General features: G+C 64.8%; 30 protein-coding genes. 14 read left to right on the forward strand and 16 right to left on the reverse strand.

What is annotated here, in order from left to right; translation table 11 throughout:
• The first annotated feature begins 34 nt into the window (after positions 1-34).
• Entirely contained in the window at positions 35-787 is a 753-nt protein-coding gene (locus TP2_RS17275) for an SDR family NAD(P)-dependent oxidoreductase (RefSeq protein ID WP_038080079.1), read from the forward strand.
• Here TP2_RS17275 and TP2_RS17280 read toward each other — a convergent pair.
• Positions 784-1,170: an ArsR/SmtB family transcription factor gene (locus TP2_RS17280; RefSeq protein ID WP_038080081.1), complete on the reverse strand. Its 387-nt coding sequence runs from the start codon at positions 1,168-1,170 to the stop codon at positions 784-786. The genes TP2_RS17275 and TP2_RS17280 overlap by 4 nt on opposite strands.
• Positions 1,171-1,385: 215 nt before the next feature.
• On the opposite strand from TP2_RS17280, the gene TP2_RS17285 reads away from it, so the two are divergent.
• The 5 genes from TP2_RS17285 (at position 1,386) to TP2_RS17305 (ending at position 4,034) form a co-directional block, all read left to right on the forward strand.
• Positions 1,386-1,742, forward strand: a complete 357-nt coding sequence (locus TP2_RS17285; protein WP_038080083.1) for an AtpZ/AtpI family protein — start codon at positions 1,386-1,388, stop codon at positions 1,740-1,742.
• Between the two features lie 7 nt (positions 1,743-1,749).
• Positions 1,750-2,505, forward strand: coding sequence for a F0F1 ATP synthase subunit A (locus TP2_RS17290; RefSeq protein WP_038080085.1), 756 nt, complete (start codon positions 1,750-1,752; stop codon positions 2,503-2,505).
• Positions 2,506-2,569: 64 nt separating this feature from the next.
• On the forward strand, positions 2,570-2,806 hold the full coding sequence (locus TP2_RS17295; RefSeq protein ID WP_038066250.1) for a F0F1 ATP synthase subunit C: 237 nt from the start codon (positions 2,570-2,572) through the stop codon (positions 2,804-2,806).
• A gap of 90 nt (positions 2,807-2,896) precedes the next feature.
• A complete protein-coding gene (locus TP2_RS17300) occupies positions 2,897-3,469 on the forward strand; it encodes a F0F1 ATP synthase subunit B' (RefSeq protein WP_038080088.1) in 573 nt (190 codons plus the stop codon).
• A gap of 4 nt (positions 3,470-3,473) precedes the next feature.
• Positions 3,474-4,034, forward strand: coding sequence for a F0F1 ATP synthase subunit B (locus TP2_RS17305; protein ID WP_038080298.1), 561 nt, complete (start codon positions 3,474-3,476; stop codon positions 4,032-4,034).
• A 135-nt stretch (positions 4,035-4,169) separates the two neighbouring features.
• Here TP2_RS17305 and TP2_RS17310 read toward each other — a convergent pair whose 3' ends face one another.
• The 4 genes from TP2_RS17310 to TP2_RS18145 all read right to left on the reverse strand — a co-directional run bounded on the left by TP2_RS17310 (position 4,170) and on the right by TP2_RS18145 (position 7,704).
• Complete coding sequence (locus TP2_RS17310; protein WP_038080090.1) at positions 4,170-4,937, reverse strand: FadR/GntR family transcriptional regulator; 768 nt, start codon at positions 4,935-4,937, stop codon at positions 4,170-4,172.
• Positions 4,938-5,033: 96 nt separating this feature from the next.
• Positions 5,034-5,693: a YiaD family glycine zipper/OmpA-like lipoprotein gene (locus TP2_RS17315; RefSeq protein WP_038080092.1), complete on the reverse strand. Its 660-nt coding sequence runs from the start codon at positions 5,691-5,693 to the stop codon at positions 5,034-5,036.
• Between the two features lie 137 nt (positions 5,694-5,830).
• Positions 5,831-6,700 (reverse strand): methylated-DNA--[protein]-cysteine S-methyltransferase, encoded by an 870-nt coding sequence (locus TP2_RS17320; protein WP_038080094.1) that lies wholly within the window; start codon positions 6,698-6,700, stop codon positions 5,831-5,833.
• A gap of 68 nt (positions 6,701-6,768) precedes the next feature.
• Positions 6,769-7,704 (reverse strand): Hint domain-containing protein, encoded by a 936-nt coding sequence (locus tag TP2_RS18145; RefSeq protein WP_051692829.1) that lies wholly within the window; start codon positions 7,702-7,704, stop codon positions 6,769-6,771.
• A gap of 154 nt (positions 7,705-7,858) precedes the next feature.
• Between TP2_RS18145 and nth the strand changes: the two genes are divergently transcribed.
• Together nth and TP2_RS17335 are read left to right on the forward strand one after the other, a co-directional pair.
• On the forward strand, positions 7,859-8,503 hold the full coding sequence (nth, locus tag TP2_RS17330; RefSeq protein WP_038080096.1) for an endonuclease III: 645 nt from the start codon (positions 7,859-7,861) through the stop codon (positions 8,501-8,503).
• Positions 8,500-9,486 (forward strand): adenosine kinase, encoded by a 987-nt coding sequence (locus tag TP2_RS17335; RefSeq protein ID WP_038080098.1) that lies wholly within the window; start codon positions 8,500-8,502, stop codon positions 9,484-9,486. The genes nth and TP2_RS17335 overlap by 4 nt, the downstream gene beginning before the upstream one ends.
• Before the next feature lie 42 nt (positions 9,487-9,528).
• Here TP2_RS17335 and TP2_RS17340 read toward each other — a convergent pair whose 3' ends face one another.
• A complete protein-coding gene (locus tag TP2_RS17340; protein ID WP_038080101.1) occupies positions 9,529-9,909 on the reverse strand; it encodes an HIT domain-containing protein in 381 nt (126 codons plus the stop codon).
• Positions 9,910-9,920: 11 nt separating this feature from the next.
• Entirely contained in the window at positions 9,921-11,495 is a 1,575-nt protein-coding gene (locus tag TP2_RS17345; RefSeq protein WP_038080103.1) for a DUF5928 domain-containing protein, read from the reverse strand.
• A gap of 149 nt (positions 11,496-11,644) precedes the next feature.
• Between TP2_RS17345 and TP2_RS17350 the strand changes: the two genes are divergently transcribed.
• Positions 11,645-12,463 carry a sulfotransferase family protein gene (locus TP2_RS17350; protein WP_038080105.1) on the forward strand — a complete coding sequence of 273 codons (819 nt, stop codon included), beginning with the start codon at positions 11,645-11,647 and terminating at the stop codon, positions 12,461-12,463.
• Here the strand turns inward: TP2_RS17350 and TP2_RS17355 are convergent, their stop codons facing one another.
• The 9 genes from TP2_RS17355 to TP2_RS17395 all read right to left on the reverse strand — a co-directional run bounded on the left by TP2_RS17355 (position 12,464) and on the right by TP2_RS17395 (position 19,848).
• The gene (locus TP2_RS17355; protein WP_038080109.1) at positions 12,464-12,904 is read right to left on the reverse strand and encodes a molybdenum cofactor biosynthesis protein MoaE; all 441 of its coding nucleotides are present in this window, start codon (positions 12,902-12,904) and stop codon (positions 12,464-12,466) included. It abuts the gene before it with no gap.
• Between the two features lies 1 nt (position 12,905).
• Positions 12,906-13,154, reverse strand: a complete 249-nt coding sequence (gene moaD / locus TP2_RS17360) for a molybdopterin converting factor subunit 1 (RefSeq protein WP_038080111.1) — start codon at positions 13,152-13,154, stop codon at positions 12,906-12,908.
• A complete protein-coding gene (pgsA, locus tag TP2_RS17365) occupies positions 13,147-13,776 on the reverse strand; it encodes a CDP-diacylglycerol--glycerol-3-phosphate 3-phosphatidyltransferase (protein WP_038080112.1) in 630 nt (209 codons plus the stop codon). Before pgsA ends, moaD begins: the two co-directional genes overlap by 8 nt.
• A gap of 45 nt (positions 13,777-13,821) precedes the next feature.
• On the reverse strand, positions 13,822-14,880 hold the full coding sequence (locus TP2_RS17370) for a lysine-2,3-aminomutase-like protein (protein ID WP_038080113.1): 1,059 nt from the start codon (positions 14,878-14,880) through the stop codon (positions 13,822-13,824).
• A gap of 1 nt (position 14,881) precedes the next feature.
• Positions 14,882-16,789, reverse strand: a complete 1,908-nt coding sequence (gene uvrC, locus TP2_RS17375; protein WP_084714467.1) for an excinuclease ABC subunit UvrC — start codon at positions 16,787-16,789, stop codon at positions 14,882-14,884.
• Between the two features lie 298 nt (positions 16,790-17,087).
• Positions 17,088-17,864 carry an SDR family oxidoreductase gene (locus tag TP2_RS17380; RefSeq protein ID WP_038080115.1) on the reverse strand — a complete coding sequence of 259 codons (777 nt, stop codon included), beginning with the start codon at positions 17,862-17,864 and terminating at the stop codon, positions 17,088-17,090.
• Positions 17,861-18,817 carry a calcium/sodium antiporter gene (locus TP2_RS17385; RefSeq protein ID WP_038080116.1) on the reverse strand — a complete coding sequence of 319 codons (957 nt, stop codon included), beginning with the start codon at positions 18,815-18,817 and terminating at the stop codon, positions 17,861-17,863. The genes TP2_RS17380 and TP2_RS17385 overlap by 4 nt, the downstream gene beginning before the upstream one ends.
• Positions 18,814-19,005 carry a hypothetical protein gene (locus TP2_RS18780; protein WP_038080118.1) on the reverse strand — a complete coding sequence of 64 codons (192 nt, stop codon included), beginning with the start codon at positions 19,003-19,005 and terminating at the stop codon, positions 18,814-18,816. The genes TP2_RS17385 and TP2_RS18780 overlap by 4 nt, the downstream gene beginning before the upstream one ends.
• A gap of 3 nt (positions 19,006-19,008) precedes the next feature.
• Positions 19,009-19,848, reverse strand: a complete 840-nt coding sequence (locus tag TP2_RS17395) for a S49 family peptidase (RefSeq protein WP_038080120.1) — start codon at positions 19,846-19,848, stop codon at positions 19,009-19,011.
• 138 nt (positions 19,849-19,986) lie between these two features.
• Between TP2_RS17395 and TP2_RS17400 the strand changes: the two genes are divergently transcribed.
• From TP2_RS17400 to TP2_RS17420, 5 genes are read left to right on the forward strand one after another with little or no spacing between them, the layout of a single operon-like run.
• The gene (locus TP2_RS17400) at positions 19,987-20,439 is read left to right on the forward strand and encodes a formate dehydrogenase subunit gamma (protein ID WP_038080122.1); all 453 of its coding nucleotides are present in this window, start codon (positions 19,987-19,989) and stop codon (positions 20,437-20,439) included.
• Positions 20,436-21,959, forward strand: coding sequence for a formate dehydrogenase beta subunit (locus TP2_RS17405; protein ID WP_038080125.1), 1,524 nt, complete (start codon positions 20,436-20,438; stop codon positions 21,957-21,959). The genes TP2_RS17400 and TP2_RS17405 overlap by 4 nt, the downstream gene beginning before the upstream one ends.
• Positions 21,956-24,841, forward strand: a complete 2,886-nt coding sequence (gene fdhF, locus TP2_RS17410) for a formate dehydrogenase subunit alpha (RefSeq protein WP_038080128.1) — start codon at positions 21,956-21,958, stop codon at positions 24,839-24,841. Before TP2_RS17405 ends, fdhF begins: the two co-directional genes overlap by 4 nt.
• Positions 24,838-25,608: a formate dehydrogenase accessory sulfurtransferase FdhD gene (fdhD, locus tag TP2_RS17415; protein WP_038080131.1), complete on the forward strand. Its 771-nt coding sequence runs from the start codon at positions 24,838-24,840 to the stop codon at positions 25,606-25,608. The genes fdhF and fdhD overlap by 4 nt, the downstream gene beginning before the upstream one ends.
• A complete protein-coding gene (locus TP2_RS17420; protein WP_038080134.1) occupies positions 25,605-25,811 on the forward strand; it encodes a formate dehydrogenase subunit delta in 207 nt (68 codons plus the stop codon). Before fdhD ends, TP2_RS17420 begins: the two co-directional genes overlap by 4 nt.
• Positions 25,812-25,839: the final 28 nt, after the last annotated feature.

Below are 25,839 nucleotides of genomic sequence, written 5' to 3' on the forward strand. Positions count from 1 at the left end.
CGCGATGCTCGCGCGGGAAAGAGTGGAGGAGCACATGCCGGATTTCGCGATCTATCCGAGCCTGAAGGGCAAGAGCGTCATCGTCACCGGGGGCGCCTCGGGGATCGGGGCGCTGATCGTCGAAAGCTTTGCCGCGCAAGGCGCGCGGGTCGGTTTCCTCGATCGCGATGCCGATGCGAGCGCAGCGCTCGCGGGGCGTCTCGATGGGGTGGCGTTCGAGCTGTGCGATCTGCGCGACATCGCGGCGATGAGGACGGCCCTGGAAGGTTTGCGCGCCAAGATCGGCCCGGCCGATGTGCTGGTGAACAACGCCGCACGCGACGATCGCCACGACTGGCGCGAGATCGACGCGGAATATTGGGACGAACGGCAGAACACCAACCTGCGCCACATGTTCTTCGCGATCCAGGCCGTCGCACCGGACATGATCGCGAAAGGGGCGGGGTCGATCATCAATATGGGGTCGAACTCCTGGTGGGAGGCGGGCAGCGGCTTTCCGGCCTATGCGACGGCCAAGGCCGCCGTGCACGGCCTGACACGGACGATGGCACGCGAGTTGGGCGGGCACCGCATCCGCGTCAACACGGTCGTACCCGGTTGGATCATGACGGATCGGCAAAAGACGCTCTGGGCCACGCCCGAAGCGCTGGAGGATCAGCGGCGCAAGCAATGCCTGCCCGATCTGATCCAGCCCGAATACGTGGCGCGGATGGTGCTCTTCCTCGCCTCGGATGACGCGGCGATGTGCACGGCGAACAATTACATGGTCGAGGCGGGCTCGATCTAACCGGCTTTGGACGCGTCGGGCTCGGGGTCTTCGGGCTCCGACAGGTCGATCGCAGACAGCTCGGTTTCGAGGAATTTCTCGAAGGCGTCGAAATCGACCGGCTCGAACTGACCGAAGCCCTGGATCCATGTCGTCGCCGCCGCCATCGCGATCGGTTCGAGCTTGCACCACTTCACCCGGCCACGCTTTTCCTGCGAGATCAGCCCGGCATTGGTGAGGATCGTGAGGTGCTTCGACACGGCGGCAAGCGACATCTCGAAGGGCTCGGCCACATCGGTCACCGCCATGTCATCCTCGAGCAACATCGTCAGGATCGCCCGCCGCGTCGGGTCGGCGAGGGCGGCGAAGATCGCGTCGAGAGAGGGCGGGGTGGGCGGTAGCATGGCCAAGTGATGGGGCTTCCGTTGAAAAACGTCAACCGATCGGTTGAATATGGCTTTGCTCGCATTTGCGTGAGCTTTGCGCAGGGCTGGAATCACGGCGTTTTTCAAAAACATTCAATTTCAATGGCTTAGATGATCAAAAAGGTGATCCATACGGAATTGACTCGCAAGGGGGGCGCAGCTATCACGGCTGAGACCTGAGTGGGGGCCGAACCATGCCTGATCACCGCTCCGACGAGCCCGATCCCGAACGCCTCGCCGCGTTGGAGAAACGGCTGTCTGAGGTGAGAAAGTCGCAGGAGCCGCCTCCGCAACGTGCCGATCATCATCTGTCCCAGGCGAATATGGCCTGGCGTATGGTGATCGAAATGGTTTCGGGGCTGGGGATCGGCTTCGGCATCGGATACGGGCTTGATGTGCTGCTTGGCACGATACCCTGGATGATGGTGCTGTTCACGCTTCTCGGTCTCGCGGCGGGGGTGAAGGTGATGCTTCGCTCTGCCAAGGAAATGAACGAAGAGCGTGCGGCCGAGATGGCCGATGAAGAGGAAGACGAACGTGGCAACTCTTGAACAGGAAATGCGCAGCGAACTGGTTTTCCACCCGATGGACCAGTTCATCGTTAAGCCTCTCTTCGGGGAGGGCCCTGTCCACTGGTACACGCCCACGAATGCGACGCTGTGGATGGCAGTCGCCGTGGTCGCGATCTTCTTCATGCTGGTGATCGGGACCCGTGGTCGTGCCGTGGTGCCGACCCGCGCCCAGTCGATCGCGGAGCTGTCCTACGGCTTCATTCACAAGATGGTCGAAGACGTGGCCGGCAAGGACGCTCTGAAGTTCTTCCCCTACATCTTCACGCTGTTCCTGTTCATCGTCTTCTCGAACTTCCTCGGCCTGCTGCCGCGCGCCTTCACGACGACCTCGCATATCGCGGTGACCGCGGTGCTCGCGCTGATGGTCTTCGTCACGGTGACGGTTGTTGGTTTCGTCAAGAACGGTGCGGGTTTCCTGAGCCTGTTCTGGGTGTCCTCGGCGCCGCTCGCGCTGCGTCCGATCCTCGCGATCATCGAACTGATCTCCTACTTCGTGCGCCCCGTCAGCCACTCCATTCGTCTTGCGGGCAACATGATGGCCGGCCACGCGGTTATGAAAGTGTTCGCCGCCTTCGCGCCGCTGATCCTGTTCTCGGGCGTCGGCATCGCCGTCACCCCGCTGTCGATCCTCGCGATCACCGCGATGTACGGGCTCGAAGTTCTCGTGGCCTTCATTCAGGCCTATGTCTTCACGATCCTGACCTGCGTCTACCTGCGTGACGCACTGCACCCGGCACACTGACGGGACAACGGATCGAACCGCTTCACAAAAGTTTCTGCCACTTCCAACCTCAAGGAGTACGACAATGGAAGGCGATATCGTTCAAATGGGTGCTTACATCGGCGCTGGCCTGGCCTGCATGGGCATGGGTGGCTCGGCTATCGGTGTGGGCAACGTTGCCGGCAACTTCCTGTCGGGCGCTCTGCGCAACCCCTCGGCGGCCGCTGGCCAGACCGCGACCCTCTTCATCGGCATCGCTTTCGCGGAAGCGCTCGGGATCTTCTCGTTCCTCGTCGCGCTGCTGCTGATGTTCGCCGTCTGATCCAACACGCTTTTCCTTGAGGGCGGGTGGGCTCATTCGGAGCCCATCCGTGACCCAAAAGGGGATTTGTGATCAGGGTCGAGGGACGACATGGCAAGCGAAACGCAAGATATGGCGCACGCAGCCGCTGATGCGGCCCATGGCGCTGCAGGTGCTGCACATTCCGCTGACGCGGGCGGCATGCCTCAGCTCGACTTCTCGAGCTTCCCGAACCAGATCTTCTGGCTTCTGGTCGCTCTGGTCGCGATCTACTGGCTGCTGTCGCGCATCGCGCTGCCCCGGATCGAGGCGGTCCTCGCCGATCGTCAGGGCACGATCGCGGGCGACATCGCCGCAGCCGAGGATTTCAAGCGCAAGGCCGAAGAGGCCGAAGCTGCTTACGAGAAGGCGCTGGCCGATGCCCGCGCCAAGGCTCAGAAGATCGCCGGTGAGACCCGGGCCGAGATCCAGAAGGACCTCGACGCCGCAATCGCCAAGGCCGATGCCGAGATCGCGGCCCGTTCCGCGGAATCGGAAGCCCGTATCGCGGAGATCCGCGACGGTGCACTGGCTGCGGTCGATCAGGTGGCCAAGGATACCGCTGGCGAAATCGTCGCGGCGCTTGGGGGCAAGGCGGATGCCAAGTCCATCAACGCGGCTGTCGATACGCGGCTGAAAGGGTAAGATGATGAAGAAACTTTCGCTTCTCCTCCTCCCGCTCGCCGTTGCCCAGCCCGCATTCGCGGCTTCGGGTCCGTTCTTCTCGCTGTGGAACACGAACTTCATCGTGACCATCGCCTTCATCCTCTTCGTGGGGATCGTCCTGTGGGCGAAGGTTCCGGGGACGCTGGGCAAGATGCTCGACAAGCGCGCGGACAATATCCGTGGCGACCTCGACGAAGCCCGCAAGCTGCGTGACGAAGCGCAGGCGATCCTGGCAAGCTATGAGCGCAAGGCGCGTGAAGTGCAGGGCACGGCCGATGAGATCGTCGCCGCCGCCAAGCGCGACGCGGAAGCCGCGGCCGAGAAGGCCAAGGAAGATCTGAAGGTCTCGATCGAGCGCCGCTTGAAGGCCGCTGACGAGCAGATCGCCTCGGCTGAGGCCCACGCGCTCAAAGAGGTCAAGGATCGCGCCGTTTCGGTCGCCGTGGCCGCCGCTGGCGAAGTTCTCGCCAAGCAGCTGACCGCCAAGGATCGTGCCGCGATGATCGACACCTCGCTGGGTGAAGTCGAGCAGCGTCTCAACTGATCTTCCCCGAACGGGTAAGTTACGAAAACCCCGGTCCGCGTGGCCGGGGTTTTTGCTTGGGTGGGGACGTGCCGAAGGTGTTCCGCCCGACGCGACGCTCTGGGTCGTGGGGCCGCTAAAGGCGCGGGGGCCGTCCTATCGCATGACCTTGTGCTGAAGCCGCAGCTTTGCGGTCGCCTCATTGCGCTCAGCGCGGCGCATTGCGGCCATTTCTTCCTCGACGAAATCCATATGCGCGGCAACCGCCTTACGTGCGCCAGAGGGATCACGGCGCTGGATCGCGTCATTCATCGCGCGGTGCTGGTCGAGCAGCTTGTCGCGCGTTGCCCGGTTCCGGAACATGATGGAGCGGTTGTAGAACACGCCTTCGGCCAGAAGGTCGAACATGGCGCGCATCATGTGGATCATGATGACGTTGTGGCTCGCCTCGATGATCGCCATGTGGAACTGCGCGTCGAGCTGCGCTTCCTCGGCCGGGTTGCGCTTGCTATGGGCGGCTTCCATCTGCTCGAAAAGCGTCTGGATCACTTGCAGATCGGTGGCCGAGCCGCATTGCGCGGCACGTTCGGCGGCAAGCCCCTCCATGTCGCGGCGAAACGAGATGTAATCGAACAGTGCCTGATCATTGCTCGCGAAGAGCCGGATCAGAGCGGGCGAGAACGCGGAGTCGAGCACATCGGCCACGAAGATCCCCGCACCGGCGCGCGTCGTCAGCAGCCCGGCATCCTGCAACTCGGAAACAGCCTCGCGCAAGCTCGGGCGCGACACGCCGAGACGGTCGGACAGCTCACGCTCGGAGGGGAGGCGCTCACCGGGGCGCAGGATCCCTTGCAGGATCAGCTCCTCGATCTGGCGTACGACCGCGCTGGCAAGCTTCTCGGATTCGATCTTCTGAAACGGCATTTCCCCCTCCATGTGGTCAAGATGTATGACCAGAGAGGGGGGCAGGCAATAAAAAAGGCCGGGTTTCCCCGGCCTTTCGAGTTTCGTGCGATACCGTTACTGGGTGGCGCGGATGATGAATTCCACGCGGCGGTTCGCCTGACGGCCTTCGGCGGTCAGGTTGCTCGCGATCGGCTGGTCCTCGCCGCGCCCGGTCGGCACGACGCGGTAGCTTGGCACACCCGCATTCACGAGGATATTCGCAACCGATTGGGCACGCTGGCGCGACAACCGCATGTTGTAGGCCGCGTCGCCGGTGTTGTCGGTATGGCCGATGACCTCGACGGTGGTGTTCGGGTAGCGGTTGAGGCTGCCCGCCAGCGTGTAGAGGTCGCGCTGCAGGTCGGGGCGCACGGCGGAGCTGTCGGTGGCGAAGAGCACGTCTTGCGGCATCGTCACGATCAGCTGGTCACCCGAGCGCACCACGCTGACGCCATTGGTGGTCAGGTCGCGGCGCAGCTCTGCCGCTTGCTTGTCGAGCTGGCTGCCGATGGCGCCGCCGATCAGGCCGCCGACGATGGCGCCCGCAGCCGCCTTGGTCAGCTTCTCGTCGCCCTTGCGGGTCGCGCCGATCGCGCCGCCGATCAGTGCGCCGGTGATGGCGCCGGCGTTGCGGTTCGCGTTGGGGTCGGATTCGTTGGCCGGGACGCAGGCGCTCAGCGCGATTGCGGCGGCGGCCCCCAGCAGGATGGTCTTGGTCTTGAGAAGGGTGGTCATTGCTCTGTCTCTGCCTTGTCTCATCGCCTCCCTCAGAGGCTTGCGCAGAGCATACGCCTAATTTTCGCGCTTGTTCCATCGTGATTTCAGGCCGCGCGAATTTCCGCCCATCACGTTTCGGGCAAGAGCTTGCGCGCTCAGCGTTCGGGCTGTGCCTCTGCATCGGCCCGCGCAGCCTCCCAGCCGAGAATCGCGCGTTTGACGCCGAGCCCCCAGTGATAGCCGCCGAGCCCGCCGGATTTGCGCAAGGCGCGATGGCAGGGGATCAGGAAGGAAATCGGGTTGCGTCCGATCGCGGTGCCGACCGCGCGCACTGCCCTGGGGTTGCCGATCGCTTCGGCGATGTCGGAATAGGTGGTGACATGGCCGGTGGGGATGGCGAGCAGCGCCTCCCAGACCTTGATCTGAAAGGGGGCTCCGATCAGCGTCAGTCGTGCCTCGCCGCGTCGCGCGAAAGCGGCCTCGACCCAGGGGCGTATCGGTTCGGGATCTTCGGTGAAGCGCGCCTCGGGCCAGCGGCGTGCGAGATCGTCGAAGGCCTCGCGCTCGCCCATCTCGGCCGCGAAGGCCATGCCGCAAAGCCCCTGATCTGTCCCCATCGCGATGGCGGGGCCGAAGGGGCTGTCGAAGCGGCCCCAGCGGATCGTCACCCCTTCGCCGCCGCGTGCGAAGGCGCCCGGTGTCATCGCCTCCCAACGCAGTACAAGGTCATGGAGCCGCCCCGTGCCCGACAGGCCCGCGCGGTCGGCGACCTCCTCGAGGGGCAGGCGGCGGCTAAGCAAATCGCGGACGAAATCGAGTGTGAGATATTGCTGGTAGCGTTTCGGCGAGACGCCGACCCAGGCCGAGAAGAGCCGCTGGAAATGCGCGGGGCTCATCGAGAGCCGCTCTGCCAGCGCATCGAGGGAGAGCGCCTCGCCCTCGGCCTGTGCCGCGTCGATCTCGGCCAAAGCGCGGGCGATGACCTGATAGTGATAGCGCGCGGAAATGTCGTCCTGTGCGGTCATGGTCGGGCCTTTCTGTTGACCCGATCCTAGGCCGGTGAGTGGCTTTTCGCGACCCGAAAGCTGCGCATCTAGGCGGCAAGCCCGACGCACTTGTCATCATTGAGGTGCAAGATCGCCTCCAGTTCCCAGGGGGCGAGCCAGCTGCGCGCGGCCTGACGATGCAACGCGCCGAGTTGCGGGCCCAGATCGGTGCGGATCTCGGGCGGCAGGAGCGAGAGATAGGCGCGATCAGCATGGACCGAGCCGAGCCAGAGCCCGCCTGCGGAGATGACCTCCGGCGCATCGAACAGGAGCGAATAGAGCACATGGCGGTCCGCCGGAGCGGCAGGCGTCAGCATGCGGGCGGGGGCGAGCATTTCCGACGCACCGAACCACAGATCAAGCTGGGCACTGGCCAGCAGAAGCCCGGTTGTCGGGCTCACCAGCAGGGCCTGATCGGGTTGCGTCGCTCCAAAGGCGTCCATCGCGATCCGGCGTGGGCGACAGATTTCGGGCGCGTCCACGGGCAGGACATGCTGGCCCAGCCAGAGCAGCGGCTGATAACCGTGATCGCGGGTCAGAACCCTGTCGCCGGAGCGCAGCCAGTCGACCGGCTGGGGACCGGCCTCGGTGGCGACCATCGTGCCCGCGCCGAGGCCAGGAATCGCGGCGGCTTCGTCCGGGCTGGCCTCGCGCCCGGCGGCCCAGTCGGGCTGCGCGACGGGATAGCCATGGCCGGGTTCGAGCCAATCTGACGGGATGAAGAGCATCAGTTCCCCGCCGATTTCGATCCGGTCGAGGCGGATTACATGTTCGGGGCCATCGAGGATCACCGGCAGGTCTGCACCCAAGGCGCCTTGCGCGATCTCGCGGCCCGCCGGGTCGATCAGCCGGACCTGTGTGCTGCCCGGCGGCCCGGCGACGATGCGCCACAGATCCATGTCATGGTCGAAATCCGGCGCCAGCCGCCAGCAATTGCGGACCCAGTCATGTTGAAGACTGCCCGGCGGGTAACCGAATTCCATTGCGCCCATCCCTTTTTCCATCGCCGTCACTTTCGCGCGGGCTAGGCAAAGAGGCGGTTAATTCGACCCCGACCAATTGCCGTCAATTTTCACCAATTCCGCCGTGACGGTGGGCCGCTCTTGCCCTCCGCGTGCGCGAGGGGCAAAAGAGCGCATGGTCAAGCAGTTCGATTACGCCACGATGAAAGAGGTCTTCGCCCGGTTCGAAGCCTCCGAGCCCCACCCCAAGGGAGAGCTCGAGCACGTCAACGCCTATACGCTGGTCGTCGCCGTCGCGCTGTCAGCGCAGGCGACCGATGCGGGGGTGAACAAGGCCACGCGCGGGCTGTTCGCCGTGGCCGACAGTCCCGAGAAGATGCTGGAGCTGGGCCTCGAGGGCGTGACCGAGCATATCAAGACGATCGGGCTGTTCCGGCAGAAGGCGAAGAACGTCATCAAGCTCAGCCAGATCCTCGTCGATCAATACAATGGCGAGGTGCCGTCCTCGCGCGCGGCGCTGCAATCGCTTCCGGGCGTGGGGCGCAAGACCGCCAACGTGGTGCTCAACATGTGGTTCGGCCATCCCGCGCAGGCGGTCGACACGCATATCTTCCGCGTCGGCAATCGCACTGGCATCTGTCCGGGCAAGGATGTCGATGCCGTCGAGCGTGCCATCGAAGACAACGTCCCCGTCGAATACCAGCGCCACGCGCATCACTGGCTGATCCTGCACGGCCGTTACATCTGCGTGGCGCGCAAACCCAAATGTCAGGCCTGCCCGATCCGGGACCTGTGCCAGTTTGAGGAGAAAACCCTTTGAAACAGTATCAGGTCGTCGGCATCGGCAATGCCGTCGTGGACGTGATCGCGCAATGCGATGACAGCTTTCTTGAGCATATGGGCATCGAGAAAGGCATCATGCAGCTGATCGAACGCGAGCGCGGCGAGACGCTTTACGGCGCGATGAAAGAGCGCACGCAGGCGCCGGGCGGCTCGGTCGGCAATACGATCGCGGGGCTGGGCAATCTGGGGCTGACGACCGCCTTCATCGGGCGGGTGCGCGACGATACGCTGGGGCGGTTCTACGAGGCCGCGCTGCATGGCGAGGGCACGGATTTCCCGAACCCGCCGGTGAAGGCGGGCGAGCTGCCGACCTCGCGTTCGATGATCTTCGTCACGCCGGATGGCGAGCGGTCGATGAATACCTATCTGGGGATCTCGGCGGAGGTCTCGACCGAGGATGTGAGCCTCGATGTGGTCGAGAATACGCAGGTGCTGTTCCTCGAGGGCTATCTGTTCGACAAGGACCACGGCAAGGCCGCGTTCCTGAAGGCCGCGCAGGGTTGTCACCGGGGCGGCGGCAAGGCCGGGATCGCGCTGTCGGACCCGTTCTGCGTCGATCGTCACCGCGCCGATTTCCGGCGTCTGGTGCGCGACCAGATGGATTACGTGATCGGCAACCAGCACGAATGGGAATCGCTCTATCAGACCGATCTGGAGTCGGCGCTGAAACAGGCGGCCGAGGAGTGCGAGATGGTGGTCTGTACGCGTTCGGGCGATGACGTGGTGCTTATCCGCGGCGAGGAGCGGGTGAGCGTGCCGGTCAAGCGCGTGGTGCCGGTGGATGCGACGGGGGCGGGCGATCAGTTCGCGGCCGGGTTCCTCTATGGCTACGCGACGGGGCAGAGCCTCACGACGGCGGGTCGGATGGGTTGTGCTGCGGCGGCCGAAGTGATCGGCCATTACGGCGCACGTCCCGAGGTGGATGTGAAGGCGATCTTCGCGGGCCAGGGCCTCATCTGAGCCTAGGTCGGGCGCGCCCGCATCAGGGCGCGCCGAGGAGCCTTAGCGCATCAGCAGCATCGGCCCGAGCGGGCGCCCTGCGAGGATATGCAGGTGGTAATGCGGCACTTCCTGCACGCCGTTCTCGCCTGCATTGGTGATGCCGCGGAAGCCATCGCCGCCATCGCCCGGACCCGCGCCGATCATCTTGCAGATCTCGGCCACGGCGCGGTGGAAATCGACGATCTCGGCATCGCTCGCCTCGGCGCAGAAATGATCGAGCGCGACGTAGGGCCCTTTCGGGATCACCAGGATATGCTCGGGCGCTTTGGGCGCGATGTCACGGAAGGCCAGCGTGTGCTCGGTCTCGAGAACGGTCTGGTTCGGGATCTCGCCGCGCAGGATTTTCGCGAAGATGTTCTGGTCGTCATATTGATAGGGCATGGCGGGTCTCCTCAGTCGCGGAAGATGTAATCGAGCTCGGCCAATTCCTGCGCCATATCCGAGGGGATGTCGAGCGCATGGGCCAGCGCGCGGGCGTTGTCCTCGAGATCGCCGCCCTCGCGCAGGAGCGCGTAATTCTCGAACTCGGCATCGCGGATCTGTTCGGACTCATGGGCGAGATCGGCGCGGATCGTGGGCAGGATCTTCTCGAGCACATGGGGCGGCGTGTTCTCGCCCGCAAGCCCGACGCGCTGCGCATGGCCTGTGAGATAGTCATCCGAGAAGTGGCATTCGATTTCGAGCAACCGGGTCTGGCAGCGATCCGAGACGAAATCCTTGATCACCGGCAGCGATGCGGGATCGACGCAAAGCACCATCCGGTCGGCCTTGTGATAGTCGAAGAGCATCCGCATCAGCGCCCGGCGGTGGCGATTGCGTTTTTCCTGACTCGTCTCGATTCCGCCGAGATCGGGCAGCGGGCCCATTTCGTTGAAGACATAGTCCAGCGCAGGGACATGGCTGCGTTTGCGCAGCTCGGCCAGCAGGCGTTTGGCGACATGCCACTTCTTGCAGATCACGAGGATCAGCGTGCGCTCGCGGCCAAGCGTCGCCTCCGCCTCCCAGAAGCGCGGGGCAAAGCGGCGCCCGATCCGTCCGCGCGCGGTGAGGAACCGATGCAGCTCGCGCCCCTCGTTCGAGATCGCGAAGTCCTTGCCCTCCTCCTGCCAGAGCGCCCCCAGGCGGGCCTTCAACTCGGTCGCCTCGGGGCTGATCTTGCGCGCGAAAAGATAGTCCTGCGACAGCAGAAGGTCGTAATGGTCGTTATAGAAATTCGCCGGCATCCCGTAATCGGTGAACATCAGGAAGGTCAGCGTGCGGGTGCGGATCTCGTTTTCGGGCACTAGATGACGCACGATGGTCTGGAAGAAGGTCTCGTCCGGGATCCATGTGGTGCGGAAGAAGCGCATCACATCGGGGCGGTCCTTGATGAAATCGAGTACCCATTCGATCGTACGTCGGCGCAGACACCACCATTGCGAGCCGATCATCATTTGCAGATCCGAGGGCACCTCGCGCGCGAGGTTGAAGCGCTTTTGCACCTCGTAGGTGAAATAGAACCGCTTGGGCTGGGTGCGTTCGTTGAACCAGTGGCGATAGATCAGCCGGTCTTCCTTCATCCCGGTCTTGATCCAGCCCGAGCTGTGGAAGTCGAAGCTCTCGATATAATCGACATCCTCGGCATCGAGGAAGCGATGCGCATATTCGGCCGATTTGATCTGCATGCAATCGCCCGAGAGCATGTAGAAATGGGTGGCGCGGGGAAACTCCTCTTCGGCAGCTTTTACCGCTTCGAGCGTGGCCGCGACGAGGCTCCACGCGCCCCATCCGCATTTGATACGCTTCTTCGCAAAGGTCACGTTCGGGTTGTCATCGAGCGCCTCGCGCAGCATCGCGTAATGGGCGGGTTTGGCGCGGGCGTCGAAATGGATCGCCACGTAATCACCCGTCGCGGTCAGCCGCTCGGCCTGGGCGATGATGCCTTCGGGATCTTTGTGAGTGAGCAGAATGAAGGCGATTCGGGCCATGAGGGAAACGATGCGGCGGCTCTTGTGGCGATTATCCGTCTTGTTACCGTCAATGTACGTTGAAAAGACAGGATTTCTTTGCTCTTTAGGGCATATTTATTACGACTGCGCTACCCGAGCCTGATCAGGGCGCTCTTGGAGGACGACGAATGGGATTTCCCGGAACCTGGATGACCGAGAGCGAAAGCGTCGTCTATCGCGTGGTGCCCAAATGTGCTTGCTCCTCGATCGGCCAGATCATGTTCTACTCCGATCACGGCCGGTTCTTCGATGGCGATATCCACGATTCCAAGGCGGGCCTGCACAAGTGGTCGCAGGAAGAAAGCCAGAAGCCGATCTCCGAGAATGTCAGCGCGCATAAGAGCTACGCCTTCACCTGCGTGCGCAATCCCTATCAACGCATCCTGTCGAGCTTCTTCGACAAGATCGCGGGTATCCAGCGAAACGGCAAACGCTATCGCGGCAATCTGGTGCCGCAACTGATCCAGAAATACGGGATCGAGGTCGGCTCGCCGGAGGATGATTTCGACTTCGACCAGATCGCCTCGTTCCGCCGCTTTCTGCTGTTCGCGCGCGACACGATCCGCTGGCGTCGCCCGATGGAGCCGGACATTCACTGGTCGGCCATGTCGGGTCATATCTCGACCTTCATCGTGAACGGTGGGCGCTACGACAACATCTTCTTCACCGAGAAATTCAACGAGGGGATGCAGTCGGTGCTCGACCATATCGAGACGCCGGTGAAGGTCGATCTGGCCAAGGTGCCGCGGTTCAACGAATCCGAGGGACACGGGCCGAAGCGCGCGCACAAGGTGAGCGACTATTTCGACGACCTGTCACGCCACCTGATCTGGGAAATCTACAAGAAGGATTTCCAGCTGTTCCAATACGATTTCGACGATCCGGACAACAAGCTGCCGATTGGAGAGGTCGATCTGGACGAAGTCCACGCCAAGCTGGGCGACTGATTACCAGCGCTTCAGGGCGTCCTCGTCCTCATCCTTCGCCGCGACCCAGGAGGTGCCCTCGGGCCCGTGTTCCTTCTTCCAGAAGGGCGCGCGGGATTTGAGGTAATCCATCAGGAATTCGGCCGCCTCGAAGGCCGCGACCCGGTGGCGGGCTGCAGTGGCGACCATCATGATCTGCTCGCCCACGCCGAGCCGTCCGTGGCGGTGGATGACGATGACATCGGCCAGTTTCCAGCGCTCGATCGCCTCTCCCACGATTTTCGCGATCGCACGTTCGGTCATGCCGGGGTAATGCTCCAGCTCGAGCGCGTCCATCGCACCGGTGTCGTCGCGCACGATGCCGGTGAAGCTGACGACCGCGCCCACATCCTCGCGCCCGGTGCCGAAACCGGCCATCTCGGTGCCCAGATCGAAGGGCTCGGTCTGAACCGAGATCTTCATCTCAGCCTCCCGTCATCGGCGGGAAGAAGGCCACCTCGCGCACGCCCGCAAGCGGTGCGTCGAACTCGGCCAGATCCTGATCGAGCGCCACGCGCAACGCAGACAGATCGGCAAAGGCCGCCTCGTAGCGCGGCTCGCGGGCCTTCAACTCCTCGATCAGATCGGCAACCGTTGCGGCTTGCGTCTCGACCGTTTCGCGCGGCAGGCCAATCCGTTCGCGCACCCATGCGAAGTAGAGAACGTCAATCATGGCCCGGCTCCTTCAGATAGGGCAGGGCCTTGCGGAAATAGTCCCAGCCGGTGATTGCGGTCAGGATGGCGGCGATCCAGATCAGCGCGAGCCCCACATGGGTCGCGATATCGGCGAGGCTCGCCCCCGTCGGGATGTCGCCTTCTCCTGCGCGCGGCGCGCGGCCCTGTTCGAGATAGGCGAGCCCCGTTCCCAGGAACAAGACGGCGATGGCGACCATCTGCGCGGTCGTCTTCCACTTCGCGAGCTTCGTCACCCGGAGCCGCCCGGCATCCGCACCCAGAAACTCACGCAGCCCGGAGACGAACACTTCGCGGAACAGGATCACGGTGGCGGGCAGGATCAGCCAGGGGTTCATTCCCGAATAGCCCGTGAGCACCACCAGCGCGATCACCACCATCGCCTTGTCGGCGATCGGGTCAAGCATCGCACCGAACTTGCTCTCCTGTTTCCACAGGCGGGCGAGATAGCCGTCGAACCAATCCGTGATCGCCGCGCCGATGAACAGCGCCAGCGCGAACCAATCGGCCCAGGGGCGCGAGAAATAGAGGAACATGACCGCCACGCCGGGGGCAGCCAGGAGCCTGAGCACGGTCAGGATATTGGGAAGGGTCCATCTCATGTGAGGCAACCTAGCGGCGCGGTTCAAAAAGCGGAAGAGGGCGCGTTAACGGGTCGCGGGGTCGCGATAGTCATGGGTCCTGCCGTTTCGGTCGGTGACGCGCCAATGGCCGGGGGTGTCGGCAGGGGTGAAATGGTCTGCGGTGATCGGCACCTTGCCATGCCCGCCAGGGATGTCGAGGACGTAGGCGGGGATCATCGTGCCCGAGCAGCGGCGGCGCAGCTCGGCCATCAGGGCGCGGCCCTCCGCGATGGTCGTGCGGAAATGCGAGGTGCCGCGCGCGAGGTCGCAATGGTGCAGGTAGTACGGTTTGACGCGGAGCTTGGTGAGGGCGCGGAACAGGGTTTCCAACGCATCGGCGCTGTCGTTGATCCCGCGCAGCAGAACCGTTTGCGAGAGCATCGGGATGCCGTGATCCACCAGCCGCGCGATGGCGGCGCGGGCGGCGGGCGTGAGTTCCTGCGCGTGGTTGGTGTGTAGCACGATCCATGCGGTGGGGGCCGCGCGAAGGATGTCGCAAAGCGTCTCGGTGATCCGCTCGGGGGCGACGACCGGCACGCGGGTATGCAGCCGGATCTGGTCGAGATGCGGGATCGTCGAGAGGCGTTCCAGCACTGTAGCCAGTCTGCGCGTGGAGAGCGTTAGCGGATCGCCCCCGGTCAGGATCGCCTCGCGAATGGCCGGGGTCGCGGCGATGTAGTCGAGCGCTGCGGTGAGTTGATCCTCGGGCAAAGGCCCGGTCTCGCCCACCGTCTCGCGGCGGAAGCAGAAGCGGCAATAGACGTCGCAGGTCTTGGTGATGTGCAGAATGACCCGGTCGGGGTAGCGATGGGTCAGCCCCGGCACGGGCGCATGCGCGTCATCGCCGATCGGGTCTTCCAGCTCTTCGGGGCGGGTGATCAGCTCTGCCGCCTGCGGCACGAATTGCGCGGCGACCGGATCGGCGGGATCGGCCATCGCTCCGCGCATCTCGGGGGTGACGCGGATGCGGAATTCCTCGGCCACGCGCTCCAGATCGGCGCGGGCCTCGGGTGCGGTCAGCCCCTCGCGTTCCAGATCGTCCACGCGGGTAAGCGCGCGGGGGTGGCGGCTGTGATCGGTCATCTCAGCCCTTCTCGTTGAAGAAATTGTGGATCGTCTCGGCCATCGCCTCGGAGATCCCGTCGACCTCCATCAGGTCGATGGGTGCCGCGCGGCTCACTGCCTTGGCCGAGCCGAAATGCGCGAGCAGCGCACGTTTGCGCGCCGCCCCGATGCCGGGGATTTCATCCAGCGGGTTTGCCATCTGCGCTTTGGCACGCTTTGCGCGATGCGTGCCGATGGCCCAGCGGTGCGCCTCGTCGCGCAGGCGCTGGATGTAGTAGAGGACCGGCGATTGGCGCGGCAGCGCGATCGGGCGCTGCCCGGTGCGGTGGAACTCTTCCTTGCCGTGGTCGCGATCCACGCCTTTCGCGACACCCACCATCGCGATGTCGCTCACGCCCATCTCGTCCATGATCTCGCGCACCGCCGAGACCTGCCCTGCGCCGCCGTCGATCAGAAGAAGATCGGGCCAGGCGTCGGTCAGGCGCTCGGGGTCTTCCTTTAGAAGCCGCGTGAAACGGCGGGTCAGCACCTCTTTCATCATCCCGAAATCGTCGCCCGGCGTCAGCTCCGTGTTCTTGATGTTGAACTTGCGATACTGGCTCTTGATGAAGCCCTCGGGGCCAGCCACGATCATCCCACCCACGGCATGCGCGCCCTGGATATGCGAGTTGTCGTAAACCTCGATGCGTTGGGGCGGCTTTTCCAGCCCGAAGGCCTCGGCCACGCCCGCCAGCAGCTTCGCCTGTGCCGCAGATTCGGACATCTTGCGGCCAAGGCTCTCGCGGGCATTGCGCGCGGCGTTTTCGACCAGTTCGGCCTTCTCGCCCCGCTGCGGCACGGCGATCTCCACCTTGCGCTCGGCGCGTTCGGATAGGAACTCGGCCAGCAGATCCTCGTCCTCGACGGGATGAGAGAGCAGCAGCAGCTTCGGCGGCGGGCGGTTGGTGTAGAACTGCGCGATGAAGGCCTGCAGGATCTCGGGCGCTTCGGCCCCGGAGCCAGTCTTTGGATAAAAGTCGTGATTGCCCCAGCTCTGGTTCGCGCGGATGAAGAAGACCTGAACGCAGGCCTGCCCGCCTTCGAGATGCAGCGCGATCACATCGGCTTCGGGCACAGTGCGCGGGTTGATACCCTGGCTTTGCTGCACATTGGTCAGCGCCTTGATCCGGTCGCGCAGGGCCGCTGCGCGTTCGAACTCCATCTCGTCCGAGGCCTTTTGCATCTGCTCGGCCAGTTCGCGCTGGATCGTGGTGGATTTGCCTTGCAGGAAGCGCTTCGCATCCTCGACCAGTTCGGCGTAATCGGCTTCGGAGATCTTGCCGACGCAAGGCCCCGAACAGCGTTTGATCTGGTATTGCAGGCAGGGCCGGGTGCGGCTGTCGAACATCGCGTCGGAACAGTTGCGCAGCAGGAAGACCCGTTCGAGATGATTGAGCGTGCGGTTCACCGCGCCGGCGCTCGCGAAGGGGCCGAAGTAATGGCCCTTCTCTTTGCGCGCGCCGCGATGCTTCTTGATCATCGGGAAGGGATGGTCGGTCGCGATCAGGATATTGGGGAAGCTCTTGTCGTCGCGCGCGAGCACGTTGTAGCGCGGCTTGAGCTGCTTGATCAGGTTCTGTTCGAGCAGCAGCGCCTCGGTCTCTGTCCGGGTCGTCAGGAACATCATCGAGGCGGTCTCGAAGATCATCCGCGCGATCCGCGCCGAGTGGCCCGAGGGCCGCGCATAGTTCGACACCCGCGCTTTAAGGTTGCGCGCCTTGCCGACGTAAAGCACCTCGCCCTTCGCGTTCAGCATCCGATAAACACCGGGCGATCCATCGAGCCGCTTGAGGTAATCCGCGATCAGCGCATGGCCGGTCAGCCCGTGCTGCGGGCGCGTCGCCGGCGGCGCGCTGAGGATTTCCTTACCCTGATGGTGGTCGTTCATAAGCAGGCTTCGATTCTCGGTTCTGGCTGCAATCTTACCCGCTCGGGTTCAAGAGGAAACATGTCCACCAAATCTGGGGATAACTCTGTTGGCAAATATGTGGGACAGGGGGCTTGGGCCTTAATATAAAGGATACTAACCGATCTGCCTATTTTTTGAGCGACGTTTTAACCCGTTGTTTTCGTTAAGTATTTTTCCCGACATTTGGCAAGCCATTGAAAGGATTAAGACTTTTGTAACGGGTTTGTTACGGTCCCTGCGGGGGTGCACAACTTTCCGTTGGGTTAGCGCCAGAGGCTTATTCCGGGCCGAGAACGTCGGGGGTTTTCCAGCCGTGATGCTGCCCGCCATCGACGCAGATCAACTGCCCGGTGACGGCCGGTGCATCCATGAAATAGCCAAGTGCTGCGCAGATATCTTCGGGGTCGGCGCCGCGCTCTAGGATGGTCGCGGCGCGCTGACGGGCGAAGTGGCTTTCCGACTGGCGCGCGCCTTGTAACGTCGGCCCCGGCCCGATCGCGTTCACCCGGATATCGGGGGCGAGCGCCTGGGCGCCGGTCTGGGTCAGCGTCCAGAGCCCCATCTTCGCCAGCGTGTAGGTCATGAACTCCGGCGTCAGCTTGCGAACCCGCTGATCGAGCATGTTGAGAACCAGCGCCTGCGCTTTCGGCTCGCCTTTCGAGCGATCCGCCTTGGGTGCCTGCCGGGCGAAATGCTGGATCAGCACGAAGGGCGCGCGCAGGTTCGAGTTGAAATGCCGGTCCCAGCTTTCGCGGGTGGCGCTGAGAATCGTGTCGTATTCGAAGATCGAAGCGTTGTTGACCAGCAGGTCGAGCGGCCCGCCGAGGGCCTGCGCGGCACGTTCGACCAGCCCGGACATCTGCGCCTCGTCCAGAAGATCGGCCTGCACGATCTCGGCGCGCACGCCTTGGGCGCGGGCCTCGGCGGCCGTGTCCTGTGCGGCCTCGTCCGAACCGTGATAATGGATCGCGACGTCGATCCCGCGCCCTGCGAGATAGAGCGCCATCGCACGCCCCAGACGTTTCGCGCCACCGGTTACGAGGGCTCGTTTCATACGTGGCCTCCAACGAAAAGCAGAACCATGTAGATCAGATAGGCCGAGGTGAAGCCGACGCCAATCCAGCGCCCGATCACGCGATTGCCGAAGATGAAGGGCGCGAGCAGGATCGAGGCGCCCAGCATTACCCAGAGGTCGAAGCGCTGCATCTGCTCGGGCACCGGGATCTGCCCAAAGAGGCCCGCCACGCCGATGATGCAGAGCAGGTTGAAGATGTTGGAGCCGACCACATTGCCAAGCGCCACATCGGCGCGGCCCTTGGTGGCGGCGGTGATCGAGGTGGCAAGCTCCGGCAGCGAGGTGCCAAGCGCCACCAGCGTCAGGCCGATCACCGTATCCGAGACCCCGAAGGTGCGTGCGATATCCGAAGCGCCGTCGACCAGCCAGTCGGCGCCCAGCGGCAGCCCCGCGAGCCCCGCCACGATGAACAGGGCGACGCGCCACGTTGGCATCTTGGGATCGACGCTTTCGATTTCCTCGTCAGGATCGCGATTGGCGCGATGGGCCAGCGCGTCGCGGATCTGGCGGAACAGGATCACGCCGAGCCCCGCGAGCAGCAGCAGCGCATGCGGCCAGCGGATCGGCCCCATGAAGCAGACGAGGATGAAGAGCACCGTCGCCCCCATCATCAGCACGAAGCTCTCGCGGGTGTCGTGCTCGTCGGTACGGATCGCGGAAATCATCGCGGGTAGGCCGAGCACGAGCAGGATGTTGGCGATGTTCGAGCCCACGACATTGCCGAGCGCGATGGTCGGTGCGTGATCGAGTACGGCGGCGACCGAGACCATCAGCTCGGGCGCGGAGGTGCCGAAGGCCACGACCGTCAGGCCGACGATCAGCGCCGGGATGCCAAGCCTGAGCGACAGCGCCACCGCCCCTTTGACCAGCAGGTCACCAGCCACGACGAGCAGCACAAGCCCCGCAGCAATCTCGCCGAAATCCCAGATCATCCGCGACGCCCTGTCTTGTTCTTGTCGGTTTTGCAGGGGCAGGGGCCGCGCCCGATCTTGAGACGGCCGCAGTCAGGGCATCGTTCGCTGACGCGCGCCGGCCCCTTGCGCCCCGGGAGGCGCAGCTTGCCGAACATGGCGAGCACCGCCATGACGACGAGGAAGAGGGTCATTCCCTTGATCAGCATCGCTTACAGCCCGTAGCGCGACCAGAGCGCGCGCTCTTCGGCGGTGTCGATCAACGCGGCGGCCGTGGCCGCGCCCAGCTCGCCGCCCATCTGCGCGCCGAAGCGGCGGAAGAGGGAGCGTTTCGGGGCGTAGGGCACGATACGGACCTTCTCGCCGTAAAGCTCCTTCAGTTTCGGCACCGCATGGCCGATCCCGTCGATCAGTCCGGTCTCTTCGGCCAGGGCCTGACGGCCCGTCCAGATATCGCCGGTGAAGAGATCGCGATCCTCGGGCAGTTTCGCGCCGCGCCGGGACTGCACATGCTCCTTGAAGCTGACATGCATATCCTCGAGCAGCTTCTTCAGCCGCGCGACGTCTTCTTCCTTCTCGGGGCGGAACGGGTCCATGAAACTTTTCGAGCCGCCCGCCGTGTGGACGCGGCGTTCAATGCCGTAGCGCTCGATGAACTGATCCAACCCGAAGCCCGCCGAGATCACCCCGATCGAGCCCACCACCGAGGTCGGATCGGCCCAGATCTGATCGGCCGCGCAGGCCAGCCAGTAACCGCCCGAAGCGGCCACGTCCTCGACGAAGGCGTGGACGGGAATGTTCTTTTCGTCCGCGAGCCTGCGGATGCGCCCCGCGATCAGCGCTGATTGCACGGGCGAACCGCCGGGCGAGTTGATCAGCAGCGCCACCGCCGCAGGTTTGCCCCGCGCAAAGGCGCGCTCTATGATCGGAGCCATCGCGGCGTCGGACAGGCCCGGCGCGCCGGGGCGCGAAATGCCAATGGCGCCGTGCAGGCGGATCACCGCGACGAAGGGCGTTTTCTTGACGAAGGGGAGGCGTTGGATCAGGCTCATGGGAAGGGATGTAGAGGCTCACCCCCGCCCGCGCAAGCGCAGCGATGACGGTTCCTGCCCGCGCCTGTTCGCGATTGAACCAGTCGTGACTTGCGAGCCGCGCCATGCTCGCCCCAGTATCGGGGCAGGGAGGACGACATGACGAAAGATGACAGGCTGGACGCGATCCTTGCCGCCCATGCAGGCCGCGAGGGCGCCCTGCTGCCGATCCTGCATGATGTGCAGGCCGAATTCGGCTGTGTGCCCGCCGATTGCTACCAGCCCATCGCCGATGCTTTGCGGCTGAGCCGGGCGGAGGTCGCGGGCGTCGTCTCCTTCTACCACGATTTCCGCGACGCGCCTGCGGGCAGGCATGTCATCAAGCTCTGCCGCGCCGAGGCCTGCCAGTCGATGGGCGGGGCCGAAATGATCGCGCGGCTGGAGCGCGCCTTGGGCATGAAACTTGGCGAGACGAAGGGCGATGTGACGCTTGAGGCGGTCTATTGCCTCGGGCTTTGCGCCTGCGCGCCCGCGGCGATGGTGGATGACCGACTTGTGGGGCGTGCGAGTTCCGAGCGGATCGAGGCTCTGGTCGCGGAGGTCTCGGCATGAAAGTCTGGGTTCCCTGCGATGCGGCTTCGGTCGCCTGTGGTGCCGATGAGGTCGCGGCGGCGATTGCCTCGGCGGCGGGCCTGCGCGGCGAGAGTGTCGAGATCATCCGCAACGGCACGCGCGGGATGATCTGGCTGGAACCGCTGGTCGAGATCGAGCGCGACGGCCTGCGCCACGGCTTCGGCCCGATGGCGCCCGAGGACGTACCCGCGCTGTTCGAGGGGGACGAACATCCGAAAGCTCTCGGTCCGGTCGAGGACATCCCCTTCTTCGCGCAACAGACCCGCCTGACCTTCGCGCGCTGCGGGCGGACCGATCCGCTCTCGCTGGCCGATTACGAGGCGGGTGAGGGCTGGCAGGGGCTCCGCCGCGCTCTGGATCTCGGGGCTGAGAAGACCGTCGAGGAGGTTACGGCCTCGGGCCTTCGTGGTCGTGGCGGCGCAGGCTTCCCCACGGGTATCAAGTGGAAGACGGTCGCGGGGGCCGAGGCCGCGCAGAAATACATCGTCTGCAACGCGGATGAGGGCGATAGCGGCTCTTTCGCGGACCGGATGCTGATGGAGGGCGACCCGTTCTGCCTGATCGAGGGCATGGCGATTGCCGGGCTCGCGGTGGGGGCCACCAAGGGCTTCATCTATATCCGCTCGGAATATCCCCATGCGATCCGCACGATGGGCGCGGCGATCAGGGCGGCGCGTGAGGCGGGGATCATCGGCGACAGCCTGATGGGGCAGGGGCCGCGCTTCGATCTGGAGGTGCGCGTCGGCGCGGGCGCCTATATCTGCGGCGAGGAAACCTCGCTTCTCAATTCGCTCGAAGGCAAGCGCGGCATGGTCCGCGCCAAGCCGCCGCTGCCTGCGCTCGAAGGGGCGTTCGGGATGCCGACGGTGGTGAATAATGTCCTGTCGCTCGCCGCCGTGCCGTGGATCCTGACCCATGGCGGCGCCGCCTATGCCGAGTTCGGGCTTGGCCGCTCGCGTGGGACGATCCCGATCCAGATCGCGGGCAATGTCAGACATGGCGGGCTGTTCGAGACCGGCTTCGGGGTGTCGCTTGGCACGCTGATCAACGAGATCGGCGGCGGCACCGCCTCGGGGCGACCGTTCAAGGCGGTTCAGGTGGGCGGGCCGCTCGGCGCCTATCACGGGCCGGACGATTTCGATCTGCCGGTCTGCTACGAAGCCTTCGCCGAGCAAGGTGGCCTCGTGGGTCATGCCGGGTTCGTTGTTCATGACGACAGCGCCGACATGCTCGCGCTCGCCCGTTACGCGATGGAGTTCTGCGCGATCGAGAGCTGCGGGAAATGCACGCCCTGCCGGATCGGCGCGGTGCGTGGCATGGAGACGCTCGACCGGGTGGCGGCGGGCGACCCGGCGGCGATCGAGCTGCTGCACGAGCTTTGCGAAGTGATGGAGAAGGGCTCGCTTTGCGCGATGGGGGGCTTCACGCCCTACCCGGTGCGCTCGGCGATCCGGCTCTTCCCGAAAGAATTTTCGCGCGCACAGGAGGCTGCGGAATGAAGGATCTCATCATCCCCGACGGCATTCACGGGCCGAAACTCTCCGATATGGGCACGCCCGCGAAGAAGGGCGCGCCGGTGACGCTGGTGATCGACGGCATGGACGTGACGGTGCCCGAGGGCACCTCCGTGATGCGCGCGGCCGCCGAGGCCGGGATCACCGTGCCGAAGCTCTGCGCGACCGACATGCTCGAGGCCTATGGGTCGTGCCGTCTTTGCGTGGTCGAGATCGAGGGGATGCGCGGCACGCCCGCCTCCTGCACGACGCCCGTGCGCGACGGCATGGTGGTGAAGACCCAGACCGAGCAATTGCAGCGTCTGCGGCGCGGGGTGATGGAGCTTTATATCTCGGATCACCCGCTCGACTGCCTGACCTGCGCGGCCAATGGCGATTGCGAATTGCAGGACATGGCCGGGGCCGTGGGCCTGCGCGAGGTGCGCTACGCGCCGGGTCAGAACCATGTCGAGACGCGTGCGGCCGAGGGACCCAATCCGCTCTACATCCCGCGCGACGATTCCAATCCCTATTTCTTCTACGATCCCTCGAAATGCATCGTCTGTATGCGCTGTGTGCGGGCCTGCGAGGAGGTGCAGGGCACTTTCGCGCTGACCGTGGACGGGCGCGGCTTCGACGCGCGCATCTCGACCGGAACAGACGATTTTTTGAACTCCGATTGCGTGAGCTGCGGCGCCTGCGTGCAGGCCTGCCCGACCGCGACCTTGCAGGAAAAGACCGTCGAAGAGATTGGCACGCCCGAGCGCGCCATCATCACCACCTGTGCCTATTGCGGCGTGGGCTGTTCCTTCGAGGCGCAGATGCGCGGCGATCAGCTGGTGCGCATGGTGCCGTGGAAGGATGGCAAGGCGAACCGGGGCCATTCCTGCGTGAAGGGCCGCTTCGCTTGGGGTTATGCGAACCACGGCGACCGCATCCTGCATCCGATGATCCGCGAGAGCATCACCGATGCGTGGCGCGAAGTCTCGTGGGAAGAGGCGCTCGATTTCGCGGCCAAGGGGATCAAGGCGGCGCAGGCCAAGCATGGCAAGGACAGCGTCGGCGTCATCACCTCCTCGCGCTGCACGAACGAGGAAACCTTCCTCGTGCAGAAACTCGCCCGCGCGGTGATGGGGACGAACAACACCGACACCTGCGCCCGCGTGTGTCATTCGCCCACCGGCTATGGGCTCAAGCAGACCTTCGGCACTTCGGCCGGCACGCAGGATTTCGACAGCGTCGAGCAGGTGGATTGCGCGGTGGTGATCGGGGCGAACCCGACCGATGGCCACCCGGTCTTCGGCTCGCGCCTGCGCAAGCGGCTGCGGCAGGGGGCGGGTCTGATCGTGATCGACCCGCGCCGCATCGACCTTCTGGAAAGCGTGCATATGGGCGAGGGCATCCACCTACCGCTGCGCCCGGGCACCAATGTCGCGGTGCTGACCGCGCTGGCCCATGTGATCGTCACCGAGAAGCTCTATGACGAGGCTTTCATCCGCGAGCGCTGCGATTGGGAGGAATGGTCGGACTATGCCGAGTTCGCCGCCGATCCCGCCCATTCGCCCGAAGCCGTCGAAGCGCTGATCGGTGTTCCGGCCGAGACCCTGCGCCAGGCGGCCCGCACCTATGCAGCCGCACCGAACGGGGCGATCTATTACGGGCTGGGCGTGACCGAGCATAGCCAGGGCTCCACCACCGTGATCGCGATTGCCAATCTCGCGATGATGACCGGCAATATCGGGCGGCCTGGCGTGGGCGTGAACCCGCTGCGCGGCCAGAACAACGTGCAGGGCTCGTGTGACATGGGCTCGTTCCCGCACGAACTGCCGGGCTATCGCCATGTCTCCGACGATGCCGCGCGGGCGGTTTTCGAGACCGAATGGCACACCACGCTCGACCCCGAGCCGGGGCTACGAATCCCGAACATGCTCGACGCCGCCGTGGCGGGGGATTTCAAGGCGATCTACATTCAGGGCGAGGATATCCTGCAATCCGACCCCGACACTCATCACGTCGCCGCGGGCCTCGCCGCGATGGACTGCGTGATCGTGCATGACCTGTTCCTGAACGAGACCGCGCGCTACGCCCATGTGTTCCTGCCGGGTTCGACCTTCCTCGAAAAGGACGGGACCTTCACCAATGCCGAGCGCCGGATCAACATGGTGCGCAAGGTCATGGCGCCGAAAGCCGGGCTCGCGGATTGGGAGGCGACGCAGGCGCTGGCGAATGCGCTGGGCGCAGGGTGGAGCTACACGCACCCCTCGCAGATCATGGCCGAGATCGCCCGCACCACGCCCTCTTTCGCGGGTGTGACCTATGAGCTGATCGACCGCATAGGCTCGGTGCAATGGCCTTGCAACGAGACCCATCCGCAAGGCTCTCCGGTGATGCATGAAGACGGGTTCGTGCGCGGCAAGGGGCGGTTCATCCGCACGGCCTATGTCGCGACCGAGGAGCGCACCGGGCCGCGCTTCCCGCTGCTGCTGACCACGGGGCGGATCCTGTCGCAATATAACGTGGGCGCGCAGACAAGGCGGACCGAGAATTCCGTCTGGCATGATCAGGACCTGCTGGAGATCCATCCCCACGACGCCGAGCAGCGCGGCATCAACGAGGGCGACTGGGTGCGGCTGGCCTCGCGCTCGGGCGAGACGAGCCTGCGCGCGACGATCACCGACCGGGTCTCGCCCGGCGTGGTCTACACGACCTTCCATCATCCCGACACGCAGGCCAATGTCGTCACCACCGACAATTCCGACTGGGCGACGAACTGTCCGGAATACAAGGTGACGGCGGTGCAGGTGGCGCTCTCGAACGGGCCGTCGGACTGGCAGGAACTGTATGAGGCGCAGACGAAACTGACCCGCCGCGTCGAGGCTGCCGAATGACGGCGAGCGGCTGGCGATTGCCGGATGGGGCAGAGGTGCGGCTGGCCGAGGAAGTGCCGGTCGCGCTGTCCTTCGACGGGGTGACGCAGGCGGTCATGATGGCGACCCCCGCCCATCTCGAAGAGTTCGCGCTGGGCTTCGCCTTGTCCGAGGGGCTGATCGCGGACGCGGCCGAGATCACCCGTCAGGAGATCGAGACGACCGAAGCCGGGATCGAGGCCCGCAACTGGCTCGCCGCCCCGGCAGGCGCGCGTTTTGCCGAGCGCCGTCGCGCCACGATGGGGCCGGTGGGCTGTGGGCTCTGCGGGATCGAGCAGCTCGAACAGGCGCGTCGGCCCTTGCCGACCGTGCGCGCGCCGCGATGGAGCCTGGCACCCGAAGAGGCAGAAGAGGCGCTCGCGGCGCTTCGGGGCCACCAGCCACTTCAGGACGAAACCCGTGCGGTCCATGCCGCGGCCTTCTGGTGTCCGGGCCAGGGCCTGATGCTGTGCCGTGAGGATGTGGGTCGTCACAACGCGCTCGACAAACTGATCGGAGCGCTGATCCGGCAGAAGATCGCGGCAGCGAGCGGCGCTTTGGTGATGACCTCGCGCCTCTCGGTCGACCTGATTCAGAAAGCCGCGACCGTGGGCATTCCCGTGATCCTTGGCCCTTCCGCCCCGACCGCGCTGGCAGTCAGCGAAGCCCGCGCGGCAGGGCTGACGCTGATTGCGCGCGCCCATGGCGGGCTTGCCCTTTACACTGCACCCGAGGAGGCCCCGGCATGAACCCCGACAAGCTTGCCCACATGGCCAATCAGATCGCACGGTTCTTTGAGAGCCAGCCGGGCGATCAGGCGCAGGCGGTCGCCGATCACATCAACGCCAATTGGGCACCTGCGATGCGAGACACGTTTCTTGCCCATCACGCGGGGCAGGATTTGCACCCGCTGGTGAGCGCGGCGCTCCCCGAGATCCGCGGCAAGGGCTGAGTGCTGCAAAGGGGTGTTGGCCCGCGGC

This window comes from Thioclava pacifica DSM 10166, from assembly GCF_000714535.1.
In the GTDB taxonomy this organism is placed as follows: Bacteria; Pseudomonadota; Alphaproteobacteria; order Rhodobacterales; family Rhodobacteraceae; genus Thioclava; species Thioclava pacifica.